At 71.4% G+C, this 19,670-nt stretch carries 19 protein-coding genes and 1 riboswitch; of the genes, 12 read left to right on the top strand and 7 right to left on the bottom strand.

Features of this window, described 5'->3' with window-relative positions; translation table 11 throughout:
* Positions 1 to 151: 151 nt before the first annotated feature.
* The 9 genes from OG379_RS34700 (at position 152) to OG379_RS34660 (ending at position 9,323) form a co-directional block, all read left to right on the top strand.
* The gene (locus OG379_RS34700; RefSeq protein WP_405667121.1) at positions 152 to 1,135 is read left to right on the top strand and encodes an ABC transporter ATP-binding protein; all 984 of its coding nucleotides are present in this window, start codon (positions 152 to 154) and stop codon (positions 1,133 to 1,135) included.
* Positions 1,132 to 2,154, top strand: a complete 1,023-nt coding sequence (locus OG379_RS34695; RefSeq protein ID WP_405667119.1) for an ABC transporter permease — start codon at positions 1,132 to 1,134, stop codon at positions 2,152 to 2,154. The genes OG379_RS34700 and OG379_RS34695 overlap by 4 nt, the downstream gene beginning before the upstream one ends.
* Positions 2,155 to 2,277: 123 nt before the next feature.
* Positions 2,278 to 3,081 carry a class I SAM-dependent methyltransferase gene (locus OG379_RS34690; RefSeq protein WP_405668754.1) on the top strand — a complete coding sequence of 268 codons (804 nt, stop codon included), beginning with the start codon at positions 2,278 to 2,280 and terminating at the stop codon, positions 3,079 to 3,081.
* 222 nt (positions 3,082 to 3,303) lie between these two features.
* Positions 3,304 to 3,509, top strand: a riboswitch (cobalamin riboswitch).
* A 29-nt stretch (positions 3,510 to 3,538) separates the two neighbouring features.
* The gene (locus tag OG379_RS34685) at positions 3,539 to 4,249 is read left to right on the top strand and encodes an energy-coupling factor ABC transporter permease (protein ID WP_393762656.1); all 711 of its coding nucleotides are present in this window, start codon (positions 3,539 to 3,541) and stop codon (positions 4,247 to 4,249) included.
* A complete protein-coding gene (locus OG379_RS34680) occupies positions 4,246 to 4,602 on the top strand; it encodes an energy-coupling factor ABC transporter substrate-binding protein (RefSeq protein ID WP_393762654.1) in 357 nt (118 codons plus the stop codon). Before OG379_RS34685 ends, OG379_RS34680 begins: the two co-directional genes overlap by 4 nt.
* 5 nt (positions 4,603 to 4,607) lie before the next feature.
* Positions 4,608 to 5,357 carry a cobalt ECF transporter T component CbiQ gene (gene cbiQ, locus OG379_RS34675; RefSeq protein WP_405667117.1) on the top strand — a complete coding sequence of 250 codons (750 nt, stop codon included), beginning with the start codon at positions 4,608 to 4,610 and terminating at the stop codon, positions 5,355 to 5,357.
* The gene (locus tag OG379_RS34670; protein ID WP_405667115.1) at positions 5,354 to 6,220 is read left to right on the top strand and encodes an energy-coupling factor ABC transporter ATP-binding protein; all 867 of its coding nucleotides are present in this window, start codon (positions 5,354 to 5,356) and stop codon (positions 6,218 to 6,220) included. Before cbiQ ends, OG379_RS34670 begins: the two co-directional genes overlap by 4 nt.
* A gap of 957 nt (positions 6,221 to 7,177) precedes the next feature.
* Positions 7,178 to 7,570 (top strand): hypothetical protein, encoded by a 393-nt coding sequence (locus tag OG379_RS34665; protein ID WP_405667114.1) that lies wholly within the window; start codon positions 7,178 to 7,180, stop codon positions 7,568 to 7,570.
* Between the two features lie 268 nt (positions 7,571 to 7,838).
* On the top strand, positions 7,839 to 9,323 hold the full coding sequence (locus tag OG379_RS34660) for a SulP family inorganic anion transporter (protein ID WP_405667113.1): 1,485 nt from the start codon (positions 7,839 to 7,841) through the stop codon (positions 9,321 to 9,323).
* A gap of 59 nt (positions 9,324 to 9,382) precedes the next feature.
* Here the strand turns inward: OG379_RS34660 and OG379_RS34655 are convergent, their stop codons facing one another.
* The 5 genes from OG379_RS34655 to OG379_RS34635 form a co-directional block, all read right to left on the bottom strand.
* Positions 9,383 to 10,423, bottom strand: a complete 1,041-nt coding sequence (locus OG379_RS34655) for an NAD(P)-dependent alcohol dehydrogenase (protein ID WP_405667112.1) — start codon at positions 10,421 to 10,423, stop codon at positions 9,383 to 9,385.
* 63 nt (positions 10,424 to 10,486) lie between these two features.
* Positions 10,487 to 11,263, bottom strand: a complete 777-nt coding sequence (locus tag OG379_RS34650) for an SDR family NAD(P)-dependent oxidoreductase (protein WP_405667111.1) — start codon at positions 11,261 to 11,263, stop codon at positions 10,487 to 10,489.
* The gene (locus OG379_RS34645) at positions 11,260 to 11,928 is read right to left on the bottom strand and encodes a TetR family transcriptional regulator (protein ID WP_405667109.1); all 669 of its coding nucleotides are present in this window, start codon (positions 11,926 to 11,928) and stop codon (positions 11,260 to 11,262) included. The genes OG379_RS34650 and OG379_RS34645 overlap by 4 nt, the downstream gene beginning before the upstream one ends.
* A gap of 100 nt (positions 11,929 to 12,028) precedes the next feature.
* Entirely contained in the window at positions 12,029 to 14,161 is a 2,133-nt protein-coding gene (locus OG379_RS34640; protein ID WP_405667107.1) for an MMPL family transporter, read from the bottom strand.
* Positions 14,162 to 14,256: 95 nt separating this feature from the next.
* Positions 14,257 to 14,751, bottom strand: coding sequence for a MarR family winged helix-turn-helix transcriptional regulator (locus OG379_RS34635; RefSeq protein WP_393762633.1), 495 nt, complete (start codon positions 14,749 to 14,751; stop codon positions 14,257 to 14,259).
* 178 nt (positions 14,752 to 14,929) lie between these two features.
* Between OG379_RS34635 and OG379_RS34630 the strand changes: the two genes are divergently transcribed.
* The 3 genes from OG379_RS34630 to OG379_RS34620 all read left to right on the top strand — a co-directional run bounded on the left by OG379_RS34630 (position 14,930) and on the right by OG379_RS34620 (position 18,162).
* Positions 14,930 to 15,169, top strand: a complete 240-nt coding sequence (locus OG379_RS34630) for a twin-arginine translocase TatA/TatE family subunit (RefSeq protein ID WP_405667105.1) — start codon at positions 14,930 to 14,932, stop codon at positions 15,167 to 15,169.
* Between the two features lie 108 nt (positions 15,170 to 15,277).
* Entirely contained in the window at positions 15,278 to 16,786 is a 1,509-nt protein-coding gene (locus OG379_RS34625) for an SDR family oxidoreductase (protein WP_405667104.1), read from the top strand.
* Entirely contained in the window at positions 16,783 to 18,162 is a 1,380-nt protein-coding gene (locus OG379_RS34620; RefSeq protein WP_405667103.1) for a cryptochrome/photolyase family protein, read from the top strand. The genes OG379_RS34625 and OG379_RS34620 overlap by 4 nt, the downstream gene beginning before the upstream one ends.
* Positions 18,163 to 18,180: 18 nt before the next feature.
* On the opposite strand, the gene OG379_RS34615 is transcribed toward OG379_RS34620, so the two are convergent.
* Both OG379_RS34615 and OG379_RS34610 read right to left on the bottom strand, forming a co-directional pair.
* Positions 18,181 to 19,023: a DUF1206 domain-containing protein gene (locus tag OG379_RS34615; protein ID WP_405667102.1), complete on the bottom strand. Its 843-nt coding sequence runs from the start codon at positions 19,021 to 19,023 to the stop codon at positions 18,181 to 18,183.
* A 42-nt stretch (positions 19,024 to 19,065) separates the two neighbouring features.
* Positions 19,066 to 19,602: a DoxX family protein gene (locus OG379_RS34610; protein ID WP_393762622.1), complete on the bottom strand. Its 537-nt coding sequence runs from the start codon at positions 19,600 to 19,602 to the stop codon at positions 19,066 to 19,068.
* Between the last annotated feature and the right edge of the window lie 68 nt (positions 19,603 to 19,670).

Raw genomic sequence — 19,670 nt, 5'->3', positions numbered from 1 at the left:
CTCTCACCGTCCTCCCGCCGACCGGCCGAAAGTCGGAGTCGGCCGCGCATGATCTGTCTTTTGCCCGATCCGCCGCAGGCCACGGCGGAGAAGAGTGGTGTCCACCCGGGCGGCGTGTCACAGCCGACCCTCCCACACGCACAGGAGTCACATGAACCACGCAGAGGTGCACCACGGAAGCGGGCCGGGGTTCGGGCGTCCCGTCGGCGCGGCTGCGATCGAGGCCCATGGGCTCGGCAAGCAGTACCGGCGCGGCTGGGCGCTGCGGGACGTCTCCTTCCGGCTGCCTGCCGGACGGGTGTGCGGCCTTGTCGGCCCGAACGGCGCCGGCAAGAGCACCCTGATGGGACTGGCCACCAACATGATCCGGCCGTCGACCGGCGCCCTGCGGGTGTTCGGCGCGGCGCCGGGGTCGACGGAGGCCGTCCTGCGGACCGCGTTCCTGACCCAGGAGAAGCCGCTGTTCCGGCGCTTCACCGTCGCGGAAACCCTGCGGCTGGGCCGCGAGTTCAACCCCTGCTGGGACCAGGAGGTCGCCGAGGGCATCGTCCGCGCCGGCCAGGTGCCGCTGAAGGCGAAGGTCGGCACGCTGTCCGGGGGGCAGCGCACCCGCGTCGCCTTCGCCCTGGCTTTCGGGAAGCGCCCTGACCTGCTCATCCTCGACGAGCCGATGGCCGATCTGGACCCGCTGGTCCGCCGCGAGCTCATGGCCACCCTGACCGCGGAGGCCGCACAGCACGGCACCACGGTGCTGGTCTCCTCGCACATGCTCGCCGAGCTGGAGCACATCTGCGACTACCTGCTCGTCATCGCGGACGGCGGTCTGCGCCTCGCGGGTGAGGTGGACGAACTGCTCGCAGCACACGCGCTGTTCGCCGACGCCGGGGACGGCTCGTCCCCGGCCCTCGCGCCGCACAGCGTCATCGGATCGCACAACGAGGGCCGGCCGGGCGTCCTGGCCCGTCTCGGCGGACCTGTCGAATACGGCGGACAGGCCGAGCCTCCCACCCTGGAGGAGCTCCTGCTCGCCTACCTGCGGTCACCCGACGCGCCTGCGCTGATCGCCCCCGGCGCCCGCGTCGGCGACATCCACGACATCATCACCCACGACCGGACGAAGGCTGTGACCGCATGACCACGCTCACTCACGACCCGGCCCGTACAGCGCCCACCGGCCCGGCACGCAACCACTGGATCCCCCGGCTCGGCGGTCCGGTCTGGCTCGTCTGGCGCCAGCACCGCGCCGCGTTCTGGACGCTCATCGCCGCCATGCTCCTCGGCGTGCTCGTCATGGTCTATCTGCGCGGGCAGACGATGGACTTCCTGGCCGCCCAGGACCCGACCTCGCGGAGGTCGGGAGGGCTGCCGCCCGAGTTCGAGACCCACGTCAACCGTCTGCACAGCATCGGGAGCTACCTCAGCTACATCCCCGTTCTGGCCGGTGTCCTGCTCGGGGCTCCGCTCATCGCGGGCGACCTGGAGACCGGCACCGCCAAGCTGGTGACCTCACAGTCCGTCAGCCGACTGCGCTGGCTCATCACCAAACTCGCCGTTCCCGCCGCGATGCTCGCTCTGTCGACCGGCGTGCTCACCGCCGTGCTCACCTGGTGGTGGAACCCGCTCAAGGGACTTTCCGAGGCCCTCATCTGGACCTCCTTCTTCAGTGTCACGGGGCTCGTACCGGTGGCCTACGCCCTGCTCACGTTCACCGTGGGCGTGGCGGTCGGCCTGCTCCTGCGCCGCACGCTGGTGTCGATGGTGGTCACGCTCGGCATCGTCGTGGCGATCGGGTTCGTCTGGGACGAACTCTGGCGGAGCCTGGGACACATCATGTCGGTCAGCACCGACAAGGGCGTCGGGCCCGGGGCGGTACGGCCGGAGCTGCCTGCCCAGGCGGAGCAGCAGGGACAGGGCACGTATTTCCTCACCAGCTCCGGAGACCGCCTGGACTGGACCACCTGTCTCGATCAGATGGAGAACGACCGGGCGCACACCTCCTGCCTGGAGTCGAAGCACGTCATCGGCTGGTCCCTGGACTATCTCGACGTCTCCCAGATGCAGACGATGCAGTGGCTCGGAGCCGGCATCATGCTCGCCGTCGCCGCGGCCGTCGCCGCCTTCGTCATCGTCTGGGGCCGCAAGCGGCTCCTGTGACCCGTGTGGCCACGGGGCCGGGGCTCACCGCGCGGGTCCGGACGACGCGCGGACCGGTTGGCGAGGAGCGGGCGCCGCGTGGTGGACTTCGTCTACGAACGGAGAGAGACGGTGGCGCAGGGCATGGCCGATCACGGCGCGGACCAGGGGTATCTGCTGGACAACCAGCAGTCGGAGGCAGGCATCCGATTCGGTGCGCTGTCCGAGCTGTTCGATCCGGTGACGTTCCGGCACATCGACCGGATCGGCATCACCCGGGGCATGCGGTGCTGGGAGGTCGGGGCGGGCGGCCCCTCCGTGCCCGCAGGTCTTGCCGAGCGTGTCGGAGCAACGGGACGGGTGGTCTGCACCGACATCGACGTGTCCTGGGCACGAGAAGCCGCCTCCGAAGTCGTCGAGGTCATGCGCCACGACGTCGCGGCCGATCCTCCGCCGCCGGGTGGCTTCGACCTCGTGCACGCCCGGCTGGTCCTGGTGCACGTCGTCGACCGCGCGGAGGCGCTGCGCCGCATGATCCAGGCGCTGCGACCGGGTGGTGTGCTGCTCCTGGAGGATGCCGATCCGGGGCTGCAGCCTCTGCTGTGCCCGGACGAGTCGGGCCCCGAGCAGCGGCTCGCCAACCGTCTGCGCTCCGGGTTCCGGGAGCTCATGGCCGCACGCGGCGCCGATCTCGCGTACGGCCGGACACTGCCCCGGCTGCTGCGCGAAGGCGGCCTGGACGACGTACAGGCGGATGCCTACTTCCCGATCACCTCGCCGGCCTGCACCGTTCTCGAGGCAGCGACGGTCCGGCAGATCCGTGGCCGGCTCGTGGCGGCGGGGATCGCGACCGACGAGGACATCGACCGCCACCTGTCCGACGTCGCCACCGGACGACTCGACCTGGCGACGGCCCCCATGGTCTCCGCCTGGGGGCGCCGTCCGTAGAAGGCGCGTGCCGGCGCCCTCGGGGTACGCCGACCCGCCGAGCAGGCCGGACTCCTGGGGTCTCCCCCGGCACCTGCGTGGGCTTTCCGGCTTCGAACCGGGGAGAGTTGACCCCGATTGGTCGGGGAGGGGGCCTCATGTACGGCGTCAGGAAGGCCCAGTGCCTGCTCAGACACCTGCCCGGCAGGGCCGGTGGCCGCCCTCGGTGACCTCAGGCCCGCTTGTCATCGTCCCCCACCTGGCACTACTGTCGCCACGCCTTGGTGAACGGGAAATCGGTGTGATGCCGGTGCGGCCCTCGCCACTGTGATCGGGAAGTCCGGCTCCGGCCCTCGCGGGCAGCCACTGGGTCCTTGTGACCCGGGAAGGCGGAGTTCGGGCGGTGGTACCCGTAAGCCAGGAGACCGGCCAAGGCACTTCAACCATCCACGAGGTGCTGGAGAGGGTCTGCTGAGCCATGCACATAGCCGAGGGTTTTCTGCCTCCGGTGCACGCGATCGCCTGGGGTGTCGCGTCCGCGCCGTTCGTCGTCCACGGAGTCCGGTCACTCACGCGTGAAGTCCGGGAGAACCCCGAGAGCACGCTGCTCCTGGGGGCTTCCGGGGCCTTCACGTTCGTTCTTTCCGCATTGAAGATCCCGTCCGTGACCGGGAGCTGCTCGCATCCCACCGGCACGGGGCTGGGGGCCATCCTGTTCCGCCCGCCGATCATGGCGGTCCTGGGCACCATCACCCTGCTGTTCCAAGCGCTCCTGCTCGCCCACGGCGGGCTGACCACGCTGGGTGCCAACGTCTTCTCGATGGCGATCGTCGGGCCCTGGGCGGGGTACGCGGTCTACAGGCTGCTGCGCCGGTACGACGTGCCGCTGATGGTGGGAGTGTTCTTCGGCGCGTTCGTCGCCGACCTGTCGACGTACTGCGTCACGAGCGTGCAGCTGGCGCTCGCCTTCCCGGACCCGAGCACCGGATTCCTGGGCGCGCTCGGCAAGTTCGGCTCCATCTTCGCGGTCACCCAGATCCCGCTGGCGGTGAGCGAGGGGCTCCTGACCGTTCTGGTCATGCGGCTCCTCGTGCAGTCCAGCAAGGGGGATCTGACCCGGCTCGGCGTGTTCCTCGCCGGCAGGCGGGACCGGACCAGGACGGCCGAGACCGAGGCGGTGGCCCGATGAACAGGAACACGAAGATCAACGCCCTTCTGCTGCTCGTCGTGGCCGCGCTGGCCGTCCTGCCGCTGGCCCTCGGCCTCGGCGACGACGAGAAGGAGCCGTTCGCGGGCGCCGACGCCCAGGCCGAGACGGCGATCACCGAGATCGATCCCGAATACGAGCCCTGGTTCTCCCCGCTGTACGAACCACCGTCCGGCGAGATCGAGTCGGCCCTGTTCGCCCTCCAGGCCGCGTTGGGCGCGGGCGTCCTCGCCTATTACTTCGGTCTGCGGCGCGGACGCCGCCAGGGCGAGCTGCGCGCGAGCGTGCAGCAGGACGGCTCCGGTGCCGGGGAGCCCGCGGCCCGGGGGAACTGAGGATCGTGCTGCCGATCGACGCGGCGGCGCACAGCAGTCGCTGGCGCCGCCGCCATCCCGTGGACAAAGCCGTACTGGGGCTGGGACTCACGGTCCTGGCGATCTCACTGCCGCCCTGGCCCGGAGCCGCACTGATCCTCCTCACCGCCGTCGCCGTCCTGCTGGGGCCGGCCGGTGTGCCCGCACGCCAACTCTGGCGGGCCTACCGGGTTCCCCTGGGTTTCTGCGTCACCGGGGCGGCCACACTGCTCGTACAGGTCGGCGGGCCGGAGGGACTCGTGACCCTGGCCGACGGGGGGCCGGTCCGTGCCGGGGAGCTGCTGCTGCGCACCTCGGCTGCGTCGCTCGGGGTCCTGCTGTTCGCCTTCACCACCCCGATGTCCGACCTGCTGCCCCGCCTGGTCAAGGCGGGGGTGCCGGCGCCGGTGGTGGACGTCGCCCTGGTGACGTACCGCATGAGCTTCCTGCTCCTCGACGCGGTGCGCCGGATCCGGGAGGCCCAGGCGGCCCGGCTCGGGCACACCACTCGGGCCGCCGCCTGGCGCTCGCTGGCGGGGCTGGGGGCCACCGCGTTCATCAGGGCCTTCGACCGCGCGGCCCGGCTCCAGGCCGGGCTCGCCGGGCGCGGCTACGACGGGACCCTGCGCGTCCTGGTACCCGACGCCCGTGTCTCCGGCCGGTTCGTGGCCGTGAGCGTCACCCTGCTCGCGGCCCTCACCGTGCTGACCCTCGTCCTGGAAAGGCCCCTTTCATGAGCGAATCCGTACTGCTCGCCCTGCGGGGCGCGGCCTTCGCGTACGAGGACGGCCCTGCCGTGCTCAGCGGCCTCGACTTCGAAGCACGGGTGGGGCGTGCGCTCGCCCTGCTCGGCCGGAACGGCAGTGGGAAGACCACGCTGATGCGTCTGCTCAGCGGCGGGTTGCGACCCCGCGAGGGGCAGTTGACGGTGGAGGGCCGCCCGGTCACGTACGACCGGAAGGGCCTGACCCGGCTGCGTACCACGGTCCAGTTGGTGGTGCAGGACCCGGACGACCAGTTGTTCGCCGCGTCCGTCTCCCAGGACGTGTCCTTCGGACCGCTGAACCTGGGGCTGCCCGACAGCGAGGTGCGGGCCCGGGTGGACGAGGCGCTGGACGCCCTCGACATCAGGGCGCTGGCGGACCGGCCCACCCACCTGCTCTCGTACGGGCAGCGCAAACGGACCGCCATCGCGGGGGCGGTCGCGATGAGGCCCCGGGTGCTGATCCTCGACGAGCCGACCGCCGGGCTCGACCCGGACGGTCAGGAGCGGCTGCTCGCCACGCTGGGCACCCTCCGGGAGAGCGGCACCACCGTCATGATGGCCACGCACGACGTCGACCTGGCCCTGCGCTGGGCCGACGACGCCGCGCTCCTCACCCCCTCGGGTGTCCGCGCCGGGCCGGCGCCCGCGATGCTCGCCCGTACGGATCTCCTGGAGGAGGCCGGGCTGCGGCTGCCGTGGGGCATCGCGACCGCCCGACTGCTGCGCGCGCACGGCCTGCTGGACGCGTCCGCGCCCGGTCCCCGCGCCCCCGAGGAGCTCGCGGGCTTCGCCTCGCCCGCCGACGGCAGGGGGCAGGCCACCGCCCGCCGGTAGAAGGTCGGATGACGCGGAAGAGGTGCCGGTCCGAGTTGAACTCCTCGTCCAGGAGTCTGACGGCCGCCGCCACCGTCAGCGTCCGTACGACGTCGTCCCGCTCGTAGAACAGCCCTGACAGTTCACCGGTGGTCGCTCGCAGTCGCTCCGCCGTGTCCTGTGCGCCCATCGCCATCTCCCTGCTCGAGAACCCTGCCCGGGGCCGGAGGGTTACGGGCCCGCCGGTCCGCGGCTTTGTGCCGACCGGGGCAGGCGCGATTTCGCACGTCCTCGACAAGGGGAATGAACAGAACGCGAGCCCAAGGACGAGTTCCGTAATCCGGTTCCCGCCCCTGCCGTTGGAAGAGACTCCGACCGGGGACCGGCCCGCGTCGCCGCCTCGATGCCCGTGGGCTCAAGGCCGTAACCACGGCGACGAGGCACGAAGAAATACCTTCGACGAACGCGACAGCGAACAGGAATTACCGTCCCTGAGGCCCGGTCCGAACGGGCCGGCCTTTCCTGCCGACGGTTCGGAAGGGGGAATTGATTTCCCGCACACAGCCGTCGGCTTTCGTCGAACCCGGCCTTCCGCACGCTGTCGAGGTTCTCTGCCTGTCGGGGAGTGCCCAGCCCAGACCCTCGGAGCCGCCCGTTCCGGGCAGTCACCACGCCGGGTTTACAAACGGCCCAGTCAACCGCAGCCGTGTTTCCACGGGTTGACAGAACCCGCGAGCCGAACCACTGTGCGAATATGACGGATGCCGATCGTCCGGCATATGCGCCACCCCGGAACCGCGGATTATCTCAAATAGTGAGAAGGGATCGGCGGGCACACCCTGCACGCCCGCAGGACTCCGCCACACAATTCGGCTCGTCAGGCATCGACTTTCGGACTCTTCACAAAGGGTTAACTCCATAATCCCCCTGGCCTGTTAGCGTCCCGAAGGACGGGTGAAGTCCAGGAGGAGGTGAAGCGTGCGAGCAGTGGCGGTCCGGTTCGTACTCGCGATCCTGGTGGGCTTCCTATTGGCCCCGTACTCCGGCACGCCGGCGGGGGACGCGCACGCGTCCGCCCCAGGATTCGAGGTGGCCGCTCTCCCGGAGACGACGACGGGCGAGGCGCACGGCGAGTACGGCACATGCGGCACCTCCGAACGCGGGGGCGAGTCGAACGGCCTGCTGCGCCACCGGGACCGGCATCGCTCCGCGAGCGTCCCCGCCCCGGAGACCCCTTCGCGTTCCGTCGTGACGATCGACGCGGACGGCCTGCTCACTCCGGCGGCCGTCGCCGCGATGGGCAACGCGCACCACACCTCCAGATCCTCGACCGCGCACTCCTCCACCGCGCTCCAGGTGTTCCGCTGCTGAGCTGACCCGAGGCCCGGTCGCCTGCCCCCCTTCTCGGCCCGCTGCTGTGGGCTCATCGACACGGGGTCATGCCGCCCTGCCCTCCAGGCTCCAGTTCTCACACGTATGCCGACGCGCCGCCCTCAGGCGCGCCAGGAGGAACCTCTGGTATGCAATCTCTCGTCGATCACTCCCGGACAGAAGTCCCACGCATCAGCGACAGCGCCGTCTGGGCACCCCCGCCCGGCGACGTGCGCTCGGCCCCCTTCCGCACGGGATGAGGGCCGCCATGGACAGGGTCTCCAAGTTCCCTCACCTGCGGCAGGATTTCGCCGCGTCACTCGTTGTCTTCCTCGTCGCCCTGCCGCTGTGCGTCGGCGTCGCCGTCGCGTCGGGGGTCCCGGCGGAACTGGGGCTGATCACCGGCATCGTGGGCGGGCTCGTCACCGGCCTCATGCGCGGCAGCAGTCTCCAGGTGTCGGGGCCGGCCGCCGGTCTCACCGTGCTCGTCTTCGAGGCCGTCCAGTCCTTCGGGCTGCCCGCGCTCGGAGTCATCGTGCTGACGGCGGGGCTGCTCCAGCTGGCCATGGGCGCGCTGCGGCTGGGCCGCTGGTTCCGGGCGATCTCGGTCTCGGTGGTCGAGGGCATGCTCGCGGGCATCGGCCTCGTCCTGATCGCGGGTCAGCTCTACGCGGCGGCCGGTGCCGAGGCACCGCGCTCCGGTACCGGCAAGATGGCCGGCATTCCCGGGCTGCTGGCCGACAGCGTGTCCAGTCCCGCGGCTCTCGCCTCACTCGCGGTGGGCGCCGGGACGATCGCCCTGATGGTGGGATGGAACAGGATGCCGAAGCGGGTGCGGGCCGTCCCGGGCGCACTCGCCGCGGTCGCGCTGGCCACCCTCGCCTCGCTGGCGTTCGGGCTGCCGGTCGAGACCGTTCAGGTCCAGGGGCTCGTGGACGCCGTCCAGGCCCCCGCGCTGTCGGAGTTCGGCGGGCTCGCGAGCCTGAGCCTGCTCGGGACCGTGGCGGCGTTCACCTTGATCGCCTCCGCGGAGAGCCTGTTCAGCGCGGCTGCGGTGGACCGGCTGCACGACGGTCCGCGCACCGAGTACGACAAGGAGCTGATGGCCCAGGGCACGGGCAACACCGTGTGCGGACTCCTGGGCGCGCTGCCGATGACCGCGGTCATCGTGCGCAGCTCGGCCAACGTGCAGGCGGGTGCGCGGACGCGGGCCTCCCGGGTGCTGCACGGTGTGTGGCTGCTCCTGTTCGCGGCGCTCCTCCCGTCCGCGCTGGGCCTCATCCCCCTCCCCGCGCTCGCCGGCATCCTCATCCACGCCGGGTGGAAGCTGATCCCGCGGCGCGCCCTCGTGACGCTGTGGCGGGAGCACCGTGGTGAGGCGGTGATCCTGGTCGTCACGGCGGTGGCGATCGTGACGGTGAACATGTTCGAAGGAGTTCTGACCGGTCTGGCCCTGTCGGTGGCCAAGGCGGCCTGGGACGCCTCGCACATCAAGCTGGAGGTCGTCGACAGCAATGCCGACGGAGTCCGGGCCCGTCTGTCGGGCAATGCGACCTTCCTGCGGCTGCCGAAGATACTCGACAGCCTGGAGGCCCTGCCCAAGGACCGGCCCATCTCCCTGGACCTCTCCGGCCTGCACCATCTGGACCATGCCTGCCGCACGGCTCTGGAGAACTGGGCGGAACGGCACAGCTCGTCCGGCACCGAACCTGTGCGGCTGACCCGGTCCGACGTGGTGACGGCCGCTCCCTGAGAGCGCGGACGACTCGCCGGGCGCCCTCCTCGGGCGTCCCGGCGAGTCGTCCCCCGCGGTCAGCCGTTGGGCAGGATGACCGCGCGGCCGTTGATCTTGCCCGCGTGCAGCCGCTCGTAGGCGAGCGGGGCCTCGTCGATGGAGTACGTCTCGACGTGGACGTCGACGGCACCGGCGTGGGCGAGCTCGATGACTTCGGCGAGCTCCCTGCGCGAGCCCCAGTACGGCGCGGAGACCGACGTGGAGAACGGCAGGACGCCGAAGCCGACGGGCAGCAGGCCGCCACCGATCCCGACGATGGTGACGTCACTGTCGATGGAGGCGACCGCGCCGGCCGTCTTCACGGTCGGCTCGGCGCCGACGAAGTCGAGGACGACCTGGGCACCGATGCCGCCGGTGAGTTCGCGGACCTTGGCGGCGGCGTTCTCGTCGGACAGCACCGCCTCGTGGGCGCCCACGGTCCGGGCCAGTGCCAGCTTCTCCTCGGTGACGTCCAGTGCGATGACCCGTGCGGCGGTCATGGCACGCAGCAGCTGGATGGCTACGTGACCGAGGCCGCCGGTACCGATGACCACGGCGGTGGCGCCGGGCGTCAGCTTCGGCAGCGAGCGCTTGATCGCGTGGTACGGGGTCAGGCCCGCGTCGGTCAGCGAGACGGTCTTGACCGGGTCCAGGTCGCCGATGGGCGTCAGATGCCGGGCGTCGTCGACGATCATGTACTCGGCCATGGCGCCCGGGTTCCCCAGTCCGGGCGGGTTGATTCCGAGGTCGGCGGCGCGCAGGCAGTAGTTCTCCCGGCCCTCTGCGCAGTTCACGCAGGTGCCGCAGCCCCACGGGCCGTAGACGGCGACCGCGTCTCCCACCGAGACGCCCTCGGCGCCCTCGCCGAGCGCGGCGACCGTACCGACACCCTCATGACCGAGCGTGAGCGGCAGCTCGTAGGGGAACCCCTCGGCGGGCCAGCTCATCACGGCGATGTCCGAGTGGCAGACACCGGCGGCGCTGACCTTCAACAGGATCTGGCCGGGCCCGGCCACGGGCTCGGGTATCTCGACGACCTCGGGGGCGGCGCCGACGGTGCGGTACTGGACGGCTTTCATGTCTCTCCTTCGTTCTCCGTACTTCCTTTGTGACCCTCGTGGTGGCGGTGCGCCACTCGGGGATCAGGGAGCGGAGTAGCCGCCGTCCACCAGGTGGTAGCTGCCGTGGATGAAGGAGGCGCGGTCGGAGAGCAGGAAGGCGATGAGTTCGGCGACCTCCTCCGACGTGCCGAGACGGCCCGCCGGGTGCAGGGAGATCAGGTGGTCGCGGGCAGGCCCGTCGGTGTCGCGGAGCAGCGGGGTGTCGATGAAGCCCGGGCCGACCGCGTTGATGCGGACGTTCTGTGCCGCGTATTCGAGTGCCGCGGTCTTGGTGAGGCCGACGACGCCGTGCTTGGCGGCGACGTACGCCGGAGAGTTCGCGAAGCCGTTGGTGCCGAGGATCGACGAGACGTTGACGACGGCGCCGCCGCCCGCGGCCAGGATGGCCGGGAGCTCGTGGCGCATCGAGTAGAAGACGCCGCTGAGGTTGGTGGCGACGACCCTGTTCCAGTCCTCGATCCCGTACTCGCCGGTGGGGTGCGAGGGACCGCCGATGCCGGCGTTGTTCACGGCGAGGTGCAGGGCGCCGAAAGTGTCGACGGCGAACCGCACTCCGGCCTCGACCGAGGCGGAGTCGGTGACGTCGAGGGCGACCGCGGCGGCGCGCGCCCCGGTGGCCTTCAGGTCGTCGGCGGCCTTGCGGGCGCTCTCCTCGTTGTAGTCGGCGACGACGACGGCCGCGCCGCTCGCGGCGAGCCTCCGTGAGAGGGCCAGGCCGATGCCCGAGGCTCCGCCGGTGACGAGGGCGACCTTGCCGGCGAACTCCGCCTCGTAGGCGGTGGGAAGGGTGGTGCTCATGGTGTGCTTCCTTGCGTGGTGCTGTGGGGCGCCGGCCCGTCCTGCCAGGGTTCCAGCAGGTTCGCGGAGAGGGCGTCGAAGGCGTGTACGACGAACTCGGGCAGGGCGGCCGGCCGGCCACCCCGTACCCATGCCGCCTGGGCCGCGAGGAGCGCTCCGGCTCCCGCGGCGACGGCCACGGCGGGACGGAGGTCCTGCCGCGGGTCGACACCGAGCCGTTCCGCGAGAATCGCCACCGACTCCTCCTGGGCGTCCACACGGATGTGGTGGTACGCCGCGTACAGAGTGGCTTCCTCCTCGGCCATGCGAAGCAGGTCGAAGATGCGTGGCCGCAGATGCCAGGGCTCCGCCTCCGGGTCGTCGAGCCAGTCGAGGACGGCCCGGCGGTAGGCGATGAGCGGTGGCTCGGCCACGGGGCGCTCGCGGAGCGCTCGGTTGATCCTGTCGCCGTCGCCCCGCACTGCGTCGAGGACGGCGGCCTCCTTGCTCGGGAAGTACCGGCTGAAGGTGCGCCGGTCGACATCGGCCGCCTGCGCGATCTCTTCGACCGTCACGCTCCGCAGACCACGTTCGAGTACGAGATCGAACGCGCTCCGCGCCAGCGCGTCCCGGGTTCTGCGCGCCTTGCGGCTGCGCCGTTCCGGAACGTTCCCTGTCGCATTCATAGATGCATCGTACACCTTAAAATGTCCCGGTGGGACTTCTGTCCCACCGGGACATCTCCGGGCCCCTGGATGTACGCACCGCCCAGGGGCCGGCCTCCCGCTACGACAGGGTCTTCGTCTCCCCCTCCGGCGCCTCCTCGCGGCTCCGGCTCAGCACGCCCGGCCACCAGGCGACAGGCCCGATGTCCCTCACCAGCGCGGGGACCAGGAGCGAGCGCACGACGAGGGTGTCCAGCAGGACACCGAACGCGACGATGAACGCGATCTGGACGAGGAAGGCCAGGGGGATGACTCCCAGGGCCGCGAAGGTGGCCGCCAGGACGACACCGGCGGAGGTGATGACCCCGCCCGTGGTGGTCAGCCCGCGCAGCACACCCTGCCGGGTGCCATGGATCAGGGACTCCTCGCGGACGCGGGACATCAGGAAGATGTTGTAGTCCACGCCGAGGGCGACCAGGAAGACGAATCCGTACAGCGGCACGGACGAGTCGGTGCCGCTGAAGCCGAAGACATGCTGGAAGACGAGCGACGAGATGCCCAGCGTGGCCAGGAAGTTGAGCGCCACGGTGGCCACGAGGAGCAGCGGCATCAGCAGCGAGCGGAGCAGGCCGATCAGGATGACGAGGATGATGACCAGCACCACGGGCACGATGATGTTCCGGTCGTGCTCGGCGGTCCGCTGGGTGTCGTACTGCTGTGCGGTGTAGCCACCGACCAGCGCCTCGGAGCCGGGCACGGCGTGGACCGCGTCGCGCAGCCGCGTGATCGTCTCCTTCGCGGCGTCACTGTCCGCCGTGTCCGCGAGGGTCGCGTCGATGCGCACCCGCCCGTCCACGACGAGCGGTTCCCCGCCGCCCGGACGTCCGGAGGCGGTCATGACGGAGACGCCGGCGACCCCGGGGACTTCCTCGGCGGCCGCGACGACCTGCTTCGACCGGTCCGCTGAGGCGATCACGACGGCGGGGTTGCCCGACCCGCCGGGGAAGTGGCGGCTCAGGGTCTCCTGGGCGGCGACGGACGGGGCGTCGTTGACGAAGATCTCCTCGAGGGGCACCCCCTTGGAGTTCAGCGTGGGCATGAAGGCCGCGCAGGCAAGGAGGCCGACCAGCGTGACGGCCCACACCTTGCGCGGGGAGCGGTCGACCAGCCCCGCGATCCTCGGCCAGATCCCCTTCGAGCCGGAATCGGCCTCGGCCCCGCCCTCCTTCGGGCCCGACGGCCAGTACGCGGCCCGGCCCAGCAGGACCAGGACGGCGGGCAGGAAGGTCAGAGCGCTCAGGACGGAGCACACGATGCCGATGGCACCCACGGGCCCGAGGGCGCGGTTGTTGGTCAGGTCGCTGAGCAGGAGAGCGAGGAGTCCCAGCGCCACGGTGGCGGCGCTGGCCGTGATCGGCCCCGCGGATTCACGCAGTGCCGCGCGCATCGCGGTCCACTTGTCGGGCTTCCGTCCGAGCTCCTCACGGAACCGCGCGGTGAGCAGCAGCGCGTAGTCGGTGGCGGCTCCGATGACCAGGATCGACAGGATGCCCTGGACCTGCCCGTCGACCCGGACGATGTCGTGGTCAGCCAGTACGTAGACGATCGCGCAGGCCACTCCGAGCGCGAAGACCGCGCCGATGATGATGATCAGAGGGAGCAGGACGCTCCGGTAGACCAGAAGCAGGATGACGAGCACGGTCACCAGGGCGACGCCCAGCAGCAGACCGTCGATTCCGGCGAAGGCGTCGGACAGATCGGCCTGGGAGGCCGCGGGGCCCGCGAGCCCGACCACCGTTCCCGGGACGTCCTCCGCGAGGGTCCGGACGTGTGCGAGGGCGTCCGGGAGTTCGTCCCCCAGATCCGGCCTCAGCTGGACCACGCCCTCCAGCGCCTTGCCGTCCTTGGACAGCAGCGCCGGGCTCACCTGGCCGGCGGCTCCGGGACCGTCCTTCGCCGAGGCGAGGGCGGCCGTGGCCGCCTTCTGTTGCTCGGGACCGAGCTCCTCACCCTCCTCGGACGACGTCCAGACCACGACGGCGGGCACGGTCTCCTGCTTGCTGAACGCCTTCTGGGCCTCGATGACACGCGTGGACTCCGCGCTCTGCGGCAGGAACGCGGCCTGGTCGTTCGTGGCCACCTCCCCGAGCTTCCCGGCATACGAGCCGAAGGCACCGCCGACGACGAGCCAGGCGAGGACGAGGAACACAGGGACAAGAATCAGCCGGCGGACCGGCCTCGATGCGGTGGACATGGCACTCCTGGGTCGGCCGCTATCTCTCAATCATGATGTATCTCAATGATTGAGATTACATGCCGTACGGTCCAGCCTCCCACCGGCATGGCGGTTCAGCGCCGAGGAACCTGCATGCGGGCGAGTTCACCGTTCATCCGGCCGAGAAAGCGGAGCGCGGACTCCAACTCCTGGGGCGCGGACGTGGAACGCGCGCCGGCCGCCGCCTCCGCGAGGGGCATGAAGAACGAGCGCGCGGCCGCCTTGGCCCCGGGCTCGTAATGGAGATGCACGACTCGGCGGTCCGAGCTCTCGCGGGCGCGCCTGATGTGACCCGCCCGCTCCAGCCGGTCCAGACACGCGGTGACCGCGCCGGACGTCAGGCCGAGGTGCTCGCGCAGCCGTCCCGGGGTCAGCGGCGTGTCCGCGTCGAGGATCGCGCCGAGCGCCTGTACGTCCGTGGCATGCAGGCCCTGTGAGTGGGCGAAGGCGTGGACCAGGCGGTTGATCTCGCTGTTCATCCGGCGCAACTGCACGGCGAGAGCCTGGAGATCCGACACCCCCGCCGTATCCGCGCCCGATCCGTCGCGAGGGTCGTCTGCACTGTCCACCGCCCCATACTAGGCGCGCACGACGACACCGCGATCGCCGGACAGGAGCGGGCGCCCGGTCCGGAAGACGCCCTGCCACGGACTTCTACAGTGCTGTAGATTTGGCGCGCCGCCGCGGGCCGGGGAGTCCGGGGCCGCCGGGAGAGCTCCTCACACCCACAGGGAGAAGACAGCCGTCATGTTCGGAATCAGCGAGACCGCGATCTTCCTCGTCATCGCGATCCTGGTATTCGGTGCCAGGAAGCTCCCCGAACTCGCCCGCTCCCTGGGCAAGTCGGCCCGGATCCTCAAGAGCGAGGCCCGGGCCCTGAAGTCCGACGGCATCTCCCCGACTGTCCCGGCGGCCCCGCCGGCCGACGGGGCGAACGACCCGCGCGTCATCAGGGGGACGGCCACCGAGAAGCCCGGGTCCCGCTGATCCCTGCCGCTCCGCCACCGGGAGGGACGGGCCTCGGCGTGTCCGCAAGCGGAATCGCCCCCATGGGGAGACCGTGGACGGAGGAGACCCGAGCCGGAGCGAGGCGCCATGGAGAGCAAGGACGACAGCGGCGGGCTGCGATGCCTGGTGACAGGAGCGACGGGCTACATCGGGGGCCGCCTCGTACCCGAGCTCCTGGAGGCCGGCCACCGGGTGCGCTGCCTGGCGCGGACCCCGGAGAAGCTGCGGGACCACCCGTGGGCGGGCGAGGCCGAGGTGGTCAAGGGGGACGTGACCGACGCGGAGTCCCTGGGCGCCGCGATGCGCGACATCGACGTCGCGTACTACTTGGTCCACGCGCTGGCCGCCGGACCGGGCTTCGAGAGGACCGACCGCGACGCGGCACGGAACTTCGGCGAGCAGGCGAGAGCGGCCGGCGTCCGGCGCATCGTCTATCTGGGCGGGCTCACACCCCCTGACGTCCCCCTGCGGGAGCTGTCCCCGCATCTGCGCTCGCGCGCCGAGGTCGGGCGCATCCTGCTCGATTCGGGGGTGCGGACTACCGTGCTGCGCGCCGCGGTCATCATCGGTTCCGGTTCGGCGTCCTTCGAGATGCTGCGCTACCTCACCGAGCGGCTGCCGGTCATGGTCACCCCCAGCTGGGTGTCGACACGGATCCAGCCCATCGCCGTGCGGGACGTGCTGCGTTACCTCGTGGGCAGTGCGCACATGCCCGCCGGCGTGAACCGCGCCTTCGACATCGGCGGACCCGACGTCATGACGTACCGCGACATGATGCAGAAGTACGCCCAGGTCGCCGGGCTCCCCCACCGGCTGATCCTGCCGGTGCCGATGCTCTCACCGGGCCTGTCCAGCCACTGGGTCGGACTGGTCACCCCTGTGCCCGCGTCGATCGCCCGCCCGCTCGCGGAGTCCTTGCGCTACGAAGTCGTGTGCCAGGAGCACGACATCGCCGATCATGTCCCGGACGGCCCCGGTCAGCCGTTCTCCTTCGCCACCGCCCTCTCGCTCGCGCTGCAGAGGGTGCGCGAGGCGAGGGTGACGACGCGGTGGTCCTCCGCGTCCACCCCGGGCATTCCCAGCGATCCGCTCCCCACCGACCCGGACTGGGCGGGCGGGAGTCTCTACACCGATGTGCGCGAGCGCGATGTGGACGCCTCCCCCGAGGCCCTGTGGCGGGTCGTCGAGGGGATCGGCGGTGAGAACGGCTGGTACTCGTTCCCGCCGGCCTGGGCGGTCAGGGGCTGGCTGGACCGGCTGGTGGGCGGGGTGGGCCTGCGCCGGGGAAGGCGGGACGCCCAACGGCTGAGGGTCGGGGACTCGCTGGACTTCTGGCGGGTCGAGGAGATCGAGCCCGGCCGGCTGCTGCGGCTGCGCGCGGAGATGCGGCTGCCGGGTCTGGCCTGGCTCGAGATGTACGCGGAGAAGGGCGAGGACGGCCGGTCGCACTACCGGCAACGGGCCGTCTTCCACCCCTCCGGACTGCTCGGCCACGCCTACTGGTGGAGCGTGTCGCCTTTCCACGCCGTGGTCTTCGGCGGGATGGCCCGCAACATCGCACAGGCGGCGGGCCGGGGAACGGGTGGCCGGGCATGACCGTGGCGATCGTCCTGTTCACTTCCGACCTGCGGCTGCACGACCATCCGCCGCTGCACTCGGCGCTCGCTTCGGCCGACGAGGTGGTGCCCCTCTTCGTTCTCGACGAGGGCGTGGAGGCCGCCGGGTTCGGCGCTCCGAACCGGCGCGCGTTCCTGGCCGACTGCCTCCGGGACCTGGACGCCGGGCTCCGCGAGCGCGGCGGGCGCCTGGTCGTCCGCGAGGGGGACGTGGCCGACGAGGTCGGCAGAGTCGTCACCGAGACCGGGGCGGACTCGGTCCACGTGGCGGCGGGCGTCAGCGCTTACGCGCAGCAGCGGGAGGAACGGCTGCGCGAGGCTCTCGCTTCCGTACGCTGCCGGCTGAGCGTGCACGACGCGACGGTCAACGTCGTCCCGCCCGGCGCGGTGGTTCCCTCCGGAGCGGGCAGGGATCACTTCGCCGTCTTCACGCCGTACTTCCGGCGGTGGTCCGAGGAAGGGCTCCGCTCCCCGTTCCGGGCGCCTGGCGCCGTGGCCGTGCCGGAAGATCCGGCGTCCGCCGCGCTGCCCTCGCGTTCCGGCCTGCGGGGGCTGTCACCGGGCCTGGCCGAGGGCGGCGAGGCCGAGGGACGCGGGCTGTTCGCCGCGTGGCGCCGTCACGGTCTCGCGTCGTACGAGGACCGTCACGACGACCTCGCGGGCGACGCCACCTCGCGGCTCTCGCCGCACCTGCACTTCGGCACGCTCTCCCCCACCGAGGTGGTCCACCGCGCCCGCGCCGCGGGCGGACCGGGTGCGGATGCCTTCGTACGGCAGGTGTGCTGGCGGGACTTCCACCAGCAGGTGCTGGCCGCCCGCCCGGCGGCCGCCCGTGCCGACTACCGTCCGCGGCAGGACCGTTGGCGGACGGGACGGGCGGCTCAGGACGACACGGCCGCCTGGAAGGAGGGCCGTACGGGCTATCCGGTGGTGGACGCCGCCATGCGCCAGCTCCTCCATGAGGGCTGGATGCACAACCGCGGGCGGCTTCTGACAGCGAGCTTCCTCGCCAAGACGCTGTACGTGGACTGGCGGGCCGGAGCGCGCCACTTCCTGGAGCTGCTGGTCGACGGGGACATCGCGAACAACCAGCTCAACTGGCAGTGGGTGGCCGGCACGGGCACGGACAGCCGGCCCAACCGGGTCCTCAACCCGGTGACACAGGCCAAACGGTACGACCCCGACGGTGCGTACGTACGCCGCTGGGTGCCCGAGCTGGCGGGGATCCCCGGGCCCGCCGTGCACGAGCCGTGGAAGCTCCCCGGGCAGGAGCGCGGGCGCTACGACTACCCGGAGCCGGTCGTCACGCTCACGGAGGGACTGGCCAGGTTCAAGGAGGCACGGGGGCTGGACTGAGGCCGGGCCGCGTCCCGTTCAGATCTTGCGCCAGCGGGCGTTGGCCCAGGAGAAGAGGCCGAAGGCGGCCAGGCCTACGGCGATGAGGACGAGCAGCCAGGGCCCGGCGGGCGTCTCGGTGAAGGAACGCAGGGTGTCGTCCATGCCCTTGGCGCGGCCCGGTTCGTGCTGGACGGCGGCGGCTACGGCGAACCCGCCCGCTGTGACGAAGACCGCACCCCGGACCGTGCCGCCCAGGACGCCCACGACGTCGACGGCCTGACGGGTCTTCTTGGTCATCTCGCCCATCTTCAGGTGCTTGTGGTACTTGCGAGCGAGGGCGCGGTAGGCCATCCACAGACCCGCTCCGACCACCACGGCGCCCGCGATCCCCACGATCCACTGCCCGCCGGTCCATTGGAGGGCCCGCGCCGTGACGTCGTCGGTCTGACGGTCGCTCGATCCGCTGCCGCTGCTCTTGTCGCCGAGCGCGTAGGAGAGCACGGAGTACGACACGAAGGCGTAGAAGACGAAGCGCGCGGCCGCCATGGCGCGCTTGTTGGCCTTGCCGCCGTCGGGGCCCGCAAGGCCGAAGGCCGCCTCGGACAGCCGCCACACCGCCATTCCCGCCAGGGCCACACCGAGTACCAGGAGCAGGATGCTCCCGAAGGGCTTCTCGGCTATCTCCGCGATGGCTCCGCCGCGGTCGGCCTGCTTTCCGCCTCCGTCGGAGAAGGCGATGCGCAGGGCCAGGACTCCCACCAGGAGGTAGATCACCCCGCGCGCCACGAAGCCGGCGCGGGCACCCACATCCATGGCCCGGCTGCGCGAGGCTCTTCTCGCCTTGCCGCGTGCGTTCATCGACAGCGCGTTCGCTTTCATGCACTGCCGGATGCCCCTGAATCGACGATCAATGCGGGAGAGCTACGCGCCCTCGTCCGCCGGCTCGCCCTGAGCTGCCTGCCCCTTGGCGCGGCGGCCGACCACGGCGGCAGCCCCCAGGGCGCTGCCGGCGAACGCGAGGGCGACGACCCACGGGCGGTCGAGGACGTGCCCGGTGGCATGGTCCAGGGAGTAGCGGCCGGCCCCCGTCACCCCGATCGCGGCGGCGACGAAGCCGAGGAACGCCGGGTACTCGTAGCCGCCGCCCATGGCGAAGAAGCCCGCGGGTGCGTGCACGGCGACGGCGCCCGCCATCGTGCCTGCCGCGGCGGCACCCGCCGCGGGGGTGGCGAGGCCGAGCGCCAGCAGGACCCCGCCTCCGGCCTCACCGAGTCCGGCCGCCAGGGCGCTGTGCTTCGGGGGGTGGAAGCCCATGGCCTCCATCGCCGCGGTGGTCCCCTCGATGCCCCCGCCGCCGAACCACCCGCCCAGCTTCTGGCTCCCGTGGGCGGCCAGGACGGCTCCCGTGCCGACCCGGAGTACGAGGAGGCCGACGTCGCGTCGGTTGATACAGGCCATGGGGTGTCTCCTGTCGACAAGGAGGAGCAGGGGCGATGAGCCGTACGGATCCACTCTCGTCCGGGGCG

The organism is Streptomyces sp. NBC_01166 (assembly GCF_045039765.1).
Taxonomy (GTDB): domain Bacteria; phylum Actinomycetota; class Actinomycetes; order Streptomycetales; family Streptomycetaceae; genus Streptomyces.
This window is presented reverse-complemented; position numbering and strand designations above follow the sequence as displayed.

Bases quoted from the DNA above. Each gene is read 5' to 3' on its own strand.
- OG379_RS34695 (WP_405667119.1), top strand. From the start codon at position 1,132: ATGACCACGCTCACTCACGACCCGGCCCGTACAGCGCCCACCGGCCCG.
- OG379_RS34625 (WP_405667104.1), top strand. From the start codon at position 15,278: ATGGAGAGCAAGGACGACAGCGGCGGGCTGCGATGCCTGGTGACAGGA.
- OG379_RS34660 (WP_405667113.1), top strand. From the start codon at position 7,839: ATGGACAGGGTCTCCAAGTTCCCTCACCTGCGGCAGGATTTCGCCGCG.
- OG379_RS34615 (WP_405667102.1), bottom strand. From the start codon at position 19,023: ATGAAAGCGAACGCGCTGTCGATGAACGCACGCGGCAAGGCGAGAAGA.
- OG379_RS34620 (WP_405667103.1), top strand. From the start codon at position 16,783: ATGACCGTGGCGATCGTCCTGTTCACTTCCGACCTGCGGCTGCACGAC.
- OG379_RS34680 (WP_393762654.1), top strand. From the start codon at position 4,246: ATGAACAGGAACACGAAGATCAACGCCCTTCTGCTGCTCGTCGTGGCC.
- OG379_RS34690 (WP_405668754.1), top strand. From the start codon at position 2,278: ATGGCCGATCACGGCGCGGACCAGGGGTATCTGCTGGACAACCAGCAG.
- OG379_RS34640 (WP_405667107.1), bottom strand. From the start codon at position 14,161: ATGTCCACCGCATCGAGGCCGGTCCGCCGGCTGATTCTTGTCCCTGTG.
- OG379_RS34650 (WP_405667111.1), bottom strand. From the start codon at position 11,263: ATGAGCACCACCCTTCCCACCGCCTACGAGGCGGAGTTCGCCGGCAAG.
- OG379_RS34700 (WP_405667121.1), top strand. From the start codon at position 152: ATGAACCACGCAGAGGTGCACCACGGAAGCGGGCCGGGGTTCGGGCGT.
- OG379_RS34645 (WP_405667109.1), bottom strand. From the start codon at position 11,928: ATGAATGCGACAGGGAACGTTCCGGAACGGCGCAGCCGCAAGGCGCGC.
- OG379_RS34630 (WP_405667105.1), top strand. From the start codon at position 14,930: ATGTTCGGAATCAGCGAGACCGCGATCTTCCTCGTCATCGCGATCCTG.
- OG379_RS34655 (WP_405667112.1), bottom strand. From the start codon at position 10,423: ATGAAAGCCGTCCAGTACCGCACCGTCGGCGCCGCCCCCGAGGTCGTC.
- OG379_RS34610 (WP_393762622.1), bottom strand. From the start codon at position 19,602: ATGGCCTGTATCAACCGACGCGACGTCGGCCTCCTCGTACTCCGGGTC.
- OG379_RS34670 (WP_405667115.1), top strand. From the start codon at position 5,354: ATGAGCGAATCCGTACTGCTCGCCCTGCGGGGCGCGGCCTTCGCGTAC.
- OG379_RS34685 (WP_393762656.1), top strand. From the start codon at position 3,539: ATGCACATAGCCGAGGGTTTTCTGCCTCCGGTGCACGCGATCGCCTGG.